General features: G+C 61.0%; 5 protein-coding genes. 2 read left to right on the top strand and 3 right to left on the bottom strand.

What is annotated here, in order from left to right; genetic code table 11:
* Positions 1 to 106 precede the first annotated feature (106 nt).
* Together macA and AB688_RS15135 are read left to right on the top strand one after the other, a co-directional pair.
* On the top strand, positions 107 to 1,264 hold the full coding sequence (gene macA / locus AB688_RS15140; protein ID WP_063544969.1) for a macrolide transporter subunit MacA: 1,158 nt from the start codon (positions 107 to 109) through the stop codon (positions 1,262 to 1,264).
* Between the two features lie 2 nt (positions 1,265 to 1,266).
* A complete protein-coding gene (locus tag AB688_RS15135; RefSeq protein WP_063544968.1) occupies positions 1,267 to 3,273 on the top strand; it encodes a MacB family efflux pump subunit in 2,007 nt (668 codons plus the stop codon).
* 58 nt (positions 3,274 to 3,331) lie between these two features.
* Here the strand turns inward: AB688_RS15135 and AB688_RS15130 are convergent, their stop codons facing one another.
* From AB688_RS15130 to AB688_RS15120, 3 genes are all read right to left on the bottom strand, one after another.
* Entirely contained in the window at positions 3,332 to 4,633 is a 1,302-nt protein-coding gene (locus tag AB688_RS15130; RefSeq protein ID WP_063544967.1) for a hypothetical protein, read from the bottom strand.
* An 88-nt stretch (positions 4,634 to 4,721) separates the two neighbouring features.
* Positions 4,722 to 6,053, bottom strand: a complete 1,332-nt coding sequence (locus tag AB688_RS15125) for a hypothetical protein (protein ID WP_155738209.1) — start codon at positions 6,051 to 6,053, stop codon at positions 4,722 to 4,724.
* Between the two features lie 131 nt (positions 6,054 to 6,184).
* A complete protein-coding gene (locus tag AB688_RS15120; RefSeq protein ID WP_063544965.1) occupies positions 6,185 to 6,844 on the bottom strand; it encodes a helix-turn-helix transcriptional regulator in 660 nt (219 codons plus the stop codon).
* Positions 6,845 to 6,880 lie beyond the last annotated feature (36 nt).

Here is a 6,880-nt window from a genome sequence, read left to right as displayed (position 1 = left end):
AGCACCGCAGTATCTGGCACCGGCTTGCCCGGTGATTGCGAGGCCAGCCCGCCCCCACAAGGGGCGGTGTGCCACGCAGGCCTTTGGAACGGATGAACGAGCATTTATGGACAAGAGCAGATTTCGCAAGATAAGCCTGGGCTGTGCCCTGGCGCTGGTAGCAGGGATCACGTTGTACGCGGTACAGGCCCCGGCTACGCCGCCACGCTACATCACTGCCACGGTCGAGCGTGGTGACATCGAGAACGCGGTGCTGGCCACCGGCGTGCTCGAGGGTATCCGCCAGGTCGATGTCGGTGCCCAGGTTTCCGGCCAGTTGCGCTCGCTGAAAGTCAAGCTGGGCGACAAGGTGACCAAGGGCCAGTGGCTCGCCGAGATTGATCCACTGGTGCTGCGCAACACGCTGCGCCAGGCCCAGGTCGATGAAGAAAAGCTGCAGGCCGAGCGGCGCTCGACCCTGGCCCGGGTCAACCAGACCCGCCGGGTCTACGAGCGTTACAGTGCGTTGCAGGACGACGAGTCGATCTCGCGCCAGGACTTCGAGAACGCCGAGTCCGAGTACCAGGTGCAGCAGGCGACCCTGCACTCGCTGGACGCGCAGATCAAGAGCGCCCAGGTGCAGATCGACACCGCCAAGGTCAACCTCGATTACACGCGCATCAGTGCACCCATCGACGGCGATGTGGTGGGTATCGTCACCCAGGAAGGGCAAACCGTGATCGCCCAGCAACTGGCGCCGGTGATCCTCAAGCTCGCCGACCTGGATACCATGACGGTCAAGGCGCAGGTCTCCGAAGCCGACGTGATCCATATCAGCCCCGGCCAGCAGGTGTACTTCACCATCCTGGGTGAAGACAAACGCTACTACGCGACCTTGCGCGGCACGGAGCCTGCGCCGCAGAACTACCTGGAGAGCACCGACAAGAGCGGCGCTGCTGCGCCAAAGCAGAACACCGCGGTGTTCTACAACGCCTTGTTCGAGGTGCCCAACCCAGACCACCGCCTGCGCATTTCCATGACCGCTCAGGTACGCATCGTGCTGGCCACCGCCGAGGCGGTGCTCAGTGTGCCGGTGGCGGCGCTCGGGCCGCGCAGTGGCGACGGCAGCTTCCCGGTGCGGGTAGTCGACGCCAAGGGCTTTGCCCAGGTGCGCCAGGTGCAGGCCGGGATCAACAACAATGTCAGGGTCGAGATCAGGCAGGGGCTGGACGAGGGCGACCGGGTAGTGATCGGTGAGCCCATCGGCGATGCGGCGGGGGCATGAGCATGAACATGAACGTCGAACTGGCCTCGCAGCGCACCACCGCCGTCGAAGCCGGCCAGCCGCTGCTGCGCCTGGAGGGCGTGAGCCGCAGTTTCATGGCGGGAGACCGCGAGTTTCTCGCCCTGCGCCATATCGATCTGGAAATCGACGCGGGCGAGTTGGTGGCGATCATTGGCGCGTCGGGCTCGGGCAAATCGACGCTGATGAACATCCTTGGCTGCCTGGACCACGCCAGCGCCGGTTCCTATCAGGTGGGCGGCCAGGAAACCCGCGACATGGACGATGAGGCGCTGGCAGCGCTGCGCCGCGACCATTTCGGCTTCATCTTCCAGCGCTATCACCTGCTGCCGCACCTGGACGCCCTGCGCAATGTCGAGATCCCGGCGGTGTATGCGGGCACGCCCCAGGCCCAGCGCCACGAGCGGGCCCAGGAACTGCTCAAGCGCCTCGGCCTGGCTGGGCATCTGACGCATCGCCCCAGCCAACTGTCGGGCGGCCAGCAGCAGCGGGTGAGTATCTGCCGAGCCTTGATGAACGGCGGCGAGGTGATCCTCGCGGACGAGCCTACCGGCGCCCTCGACACGGCCAGCGGCAAGGAAGTGATGGCCATCCTGCTGGAGCTGCACGCCGCCGGGCACACCGTGATCCTGGTGACCCACGACCCCAAGGTCGCAGCCCATGCCGAGCGCATCATCGAAGTCAGCGACGGGCAGATCGTCAGTGATCAGCGCAACACGCGGCAGACTGCACCCGATGCGGCCATCCCCGAGCCGCAACGCAAGGCCCGTCCGCCTCGGCGACTGGTGGCCAGCCTGGGGTTGTTCCGTGAAGCGTTCAACATGGCCTGGATCGCGTTGATCTCGCACCGAATGCGCACGTTGCTGACCATGCTCGGCATCGTCATCGGCATCACCTCGGTGGTGTCGATCTCGGCGATCGGCGAGGGCGCAAAAGGCTATGTGCTCAAGGATATCCAGGCGATCGGCAGCAACACCATCGACATCTATTCGGGCAGCAACTTCGGTGACAGCAGGGCCAAGGCCATCGAGACCCTGGTGCTGGCCGACGTCACTGCGCTCAACCAACTGTATTACGTCGACAGTGCAACGCCGGTGATCGGCCGCAGCATGCTGGTGCGCTACCGCAACCTGGACCTGGACGTACAGCTCAATGGCGTCAGCGAACGCTACTTCCAGGTACGCAACATCAACCTGGCCGCCGGCATCGCCTTCAGCGAAAGCGATGCCCGGCGCCAGGCACAAGTGGTGGTGATCGACCACAACACGCGCTTGCGGCTGTTCGGCGAGGGAGTAGACCCGCTCGGGCAGGTGATCCTGATCGGCAATCTGCCGTGCACGGTGATCGGCGTGACCACCGAGAACAAGAACCTGTTCGCTGCCAGCAACGCGCTGAACGTCTGGGTGCCCTACGAAACCGCTGCCGGGCGCCTGCTGGGGCAGCGCCACCTGGACAGCATCAGCGTGCGGATCAAGGACGGCATGCCAAGCAAGCGGGTGGAGCAAGAGGTCAACACCTTGATGCTGCAGCGCCACGGCACCAAGGACTTCTTCACCAACAACCTCGACAGCATCATGCAGACGGTGCAGAAGACCAGTCGTTCGCTGACCCTGCTGCTGTCGTTGATCGCGGTGATTTCATTGGTGGTGGGGGGGATCGGGGTGATGAACATCATGCTGGTGTCGGTCACCGAGCGTACCCGTGAGATCGGCATCCGCATGGCCGTCGGTGCCCGGCAGTCGGACATTCGCCAGCAGTTCCTGGTGGAGGCGGTGATGGTCTGCCTGTTCGGCGGGCTGGTGGGGATCGCGTTGTCGTATGGGATCGGCTATCTGTTCACGCTGTTCGTCAAACAGTGGGAGATGGTGTTCTCGCCGGCCTCGATTGCCACCGCGTTCGCCTGTTCGACGTTGATCGGCATCGTGTTCGGCTTCGTGCCCGCACGAAACGCCGCACGACTGGACCCGATCGAAGCCTTGGCGCGGGATTGAACTGAACGGCAGTCGCTGACGCCCGGGGTGTGAGTCAGCGGCGCGTTCAATGGAGGACTTAATCGAGGACTTTGAACATTAGAGGCAATTGGGTCGAAAAATCTTTGCCTGCGCCACGGATCTCATTGCCGTTCAAAAACATGTGTTTGAATTGCACCACATTATAATGTACGAACCTGCCGGCGTCGCCAAACGACAGGTCCGCGTTGCCCGCCCAGTTGAAGCGATAGATCATAACGGCAAAGGGCGTAGGGGACGAATTGAAGTTCATACTACTGGTGAAGCCGACGAGAATACGGTTCGTCGCATCGACGACGATATGTGGTGAGGTAATAATCACCGAGTCTGTTACCACCTCGCTTTTACGCTGGAATGTACTGTCAGGTTGTCCTGACAAGAGGTAGGCATCCAACGTCAATAGCGGCGCAGCTTGTATTGCCGGCTCTACGGAGGCGATCAGGATTCGGTCTTGATGCACGTACATGCAACTATTGTCATAAGCAAGATCCGGCATTTCAACGTAGCCCGAATTGTTGAATGTCTTGTCGAGCATCCCGGTGTCGGTAAACTTCGTCAGGAAGGCTTGTTGTTCTATGTAGGCCAACATGATGAATCCACCTTCCTTGAGGAAATGGACATCCACCGGCTCCCATGTCGTGCCCCCAAGGGGCTGCAGCGGGTAAATCGACAGCAACTCCCCTGTGTCTGGAGCAAATCTGGAAATCCAGCTTTTGAACGGTGGATCTTCAAATTCGTGATAGCTGCTGGAGACTGACCACAGAGCGCCATTGATGAGTTGGGCCTCTCCACTGTTCACGTTGTAGGCTCGCGTTGCTGGTGTCTCGGCATGGTCGGCGGCGAACGCTTCACGCTTGGGCGTCGCGCGGCGATTGGCGCTGTTCTTGCCCAAGTCTGCAGGTGTAATTGTCGCAATGCCATTTTCGCCAAACCCTGGCTGCGGTTGTAGATCCGTCAGGAAACAACCAACGGCTGAAGTGTGGATGATGGGATCTTCTACATTTTCGGATGGCCAACGTACGCCCGGCAAGTAACAGGCTACCCGGTCAAGCTGGCTGTATTTGAGTCGGAAGAAATAGTGGGTGTTCGGCTGGATTTTATCGGGCAAGATGACCTGTTTCCGATGGATCAGTTCGCCGCCGTGATCAAAGCTGACCAGGTAGTTCTCTCCCTCGTCGTATGTCCGGATAACATGCACGCTCCCGCCATCTTGCAGGCCCGCAGAGTCGATGATTTCAAAACCGCGATCCTCATCGAATGGACGCAACTCTACGAGGCCCCCAACTCCGAAATCCGGGTCCAGTTTCCCTGCGTTATCACCGGTATTAGCTGTCGCTTTCATGAGACTTACTCTCGTGGGTTGGTAAGCGGTAGGAACTATTCACGGTACTGGCAAGAGTCTGCGGTACGCAGGGTGCTGCAGAAGCCGGTCAGTCGTGCAGCTTGAGCACCCTTTCCAGGAAGTAGGGGCCGCTGGTAGCGAACAGCGTCAGGATGTGTATGCCGTGCCCACTGGCAAACACCTTGTTCGCCGTTCTGAAGTCAGGGCCGCCGTCAAAGAGGCCCCGGTTGCCGAAGGCGCTGTCGAACTCTCCGGACCGTGTCAGGCGATACACATGCAAACGGCCGACGTTGATGGCGGTTAGCAGGGCGCCACCGAGCAAAATGCGATCCTGATCATCGATGTGAAGCTCGCCCAGCGCCAGGCCATGGCTGTCGCTGCCGAGCGTCAAAGGTTGGCCGCGATTGAAGGTCGTGTCGTTCGTACCGGACTCGGTCAGTACGAACACTGTCGTGGGTTGTTGGAGCTGGAATTCCACACCCCGGGAAACAGCGATCCGACCGTTCCTTGCGAACATGCCGAGGCGCATGCTTCCTTCAAAGGCGAACAGTTCCCGCTGGCCCTGGTCATCATTGAAGCGTTCATCGGCGATGGCGTGTCGGTCGTAACGCCTCACGATGACTCGCTGGCTGGCGTTTTCTGCCAGCACCAGGAAACTACCGTCGGCGAAGAAGTGCGCACGCAAGACCCGCAACGAAAAACCGGCTTTGTCGGTGAGTGGCAACATGCCGAGATCACGCGCCTCGCCGAGCTCAGGTGCCAGCTCGCCAGTCACGGGGTTGAAGACCGCCAACCAGCTTTCAGTGCGCTCGTCGTTCCCGTCGCCGAGGGTGTAGGGGAAGATGGCTCGCAACAAGCCGTTCGCGAATACCAGTGGGCGCTCCTCGGACGACAGAAGCGCTTTGGTCGAGTTCTTCACCCGATGCTTTCTGGTGTCGCCCACGTCACCCTTCTGCCAACCTTCGCCCGGGTCTGGTAAAGCATGACCGTTTTCGCCAAAGGACGTTACCGGTTGGAAGCTTTCATCAAAACGGCTGATACCGACGAAGTTCAGATACCGTTCGAAGTCGGCATCGAAATAGGTGGGCACGCCAACGGCGAAATAGGTGTGCTGGCCATTGATCGTGGCGCCGACAAGCCCTTTGAAGTCCAGTGCCTCATCGGGCAGATTCGCAGCGTCTACGACCACATGGCCGGTGCTTTCGTCCCACTGGCCATCGGCGTTGAGCCGGGTGAGCAATCCTGGGCTGGAGTCTGTGGGGTTACGGCCGAATACCGCCAGCCGCCCTTTGGCGTCGAGGGTTGATGGCCCGACTTGGAGAGAGGCCACGTCCGGGTTATAGGGAGGTTCGGCCGGAATATTGGCCACTCCTTGCGTGCCGTAGGCATGGTCAGGCGTGCCGGAAGATTGCACGGACATGGTGGTGAGCTCCATCGTGTCAGGATGGCGTCGAAACTAGCGCAGTCGATGTGCTGCTCCAACTGGCAAAAATGATAGGCGGCACTGCGCCACATCGACAGCGGGGGTTGAATGCCCCGGTAGCGGGGCGCTCAGGGGTGTATCGAGGAATGGGCGCCATACATCCAGCGCATCAACGAATGCCGCCCGCTGATCCCCAGCTTGATCGCCGCGCGACGCAGGTAGCTTTCCACCGTATTGACCTTCAACTGCAGCAGTTCGGCCTGTTGCGGTGCGGTATGACCGGCCAGCAGGCCCAGGCAGACCTGCATTTCCCGTTCTGAAAGGGCAAGGCCGGTCTGGCTCAGGCGCTCGCGGAAACGCTCCTGCAGGCTATCGCCTGTCGGGCGTTCGCTGATGCTGGGCTGCAAGGCATCCAGGTGCTTTTGCAGCATGGGCAGCAACAGCGGCGAGATATCCTGCAGGCAGTCGCGCTCGCGCGGCGAGAAACTTGCGCGATCAGCGCGCAGGATGTGCAGTTCGTAGTGATAATCGGCAGTGCGGCGCACCAGATGCAGACGGGCCGGGTCCAGAAGCTCGTCGCAGGCGGGTTCTCTGGCGCTGAACACGGTTTCACTGAGCAGGGTGGTGCTGCCGTGCAAACCGGGGGAGGCCAGGCGCACCTGGCGGATATGCGTGGCATCGATGCTCAGGTGGGTCTGGATCAGGTCATGCAGCAGGCGCGGGAATTGGCGGCTGCCGGTGCTGGCAATGACTTTGCCGATCTGCGGAAAGAGCAGGTGCGAATTCATCGTATCGTCCATGAGTAGCGGTCATCCGAAAGTCGC

The sequence above is a fragment of the Pseudomonas putida genome, from assembly GCF_001636055.1.
GTDB classification, from domain to species: domain Bacteria; phylum Pseudomonadota; class Gammaproteobacteria; order Pseudomonadales; family Pseudomonadaceae; genus Aquipseudomonas; species Aquipseudomonas machongensis.
This window is presented reverse-complemented; position numbering and strand designations above follow the sequence as displayed.

Excerpts from the sequence above, each read along its gene's own strand:
- macA (WP_063544969.1), top strand. The coding sequence starts at position 107 with ATGGACAAGAGCAGATTTCGCAAGATAAGCCTGGGCTGTGCCCTGGCG.
- AB688_RS15135 (WP_063544968.1), top strand. The coding sequence starts at position 1,267 with ATGAACATGAACGTCGAACTGGCCTCGCAGCGCACCACCGCCGTCGAA.
- AB688_RS15130 (WP_063544967.1), bottom strand. The coding sequence starts at position 4,633 with ATGAAAGCGACAGCTAATACCGGTGATAACGCAGGGAAACTGGACCCG.
- AB688_RS15125 (WP_155738209.1), bottom strand. The coding sequence starts at position 6,053 with ATGTCCGTGCAATCTTCCGGCACGCCTGACCATGCCTACGGCACGCAA.
- AB688_RS15120 (WP_063544965.1), bottom strand. The coding sequence starts at position 6,844 with ATGAATTCGCACCTGCTCTTTCCGCAGATCGGCAAAGTCATTGCCAGC.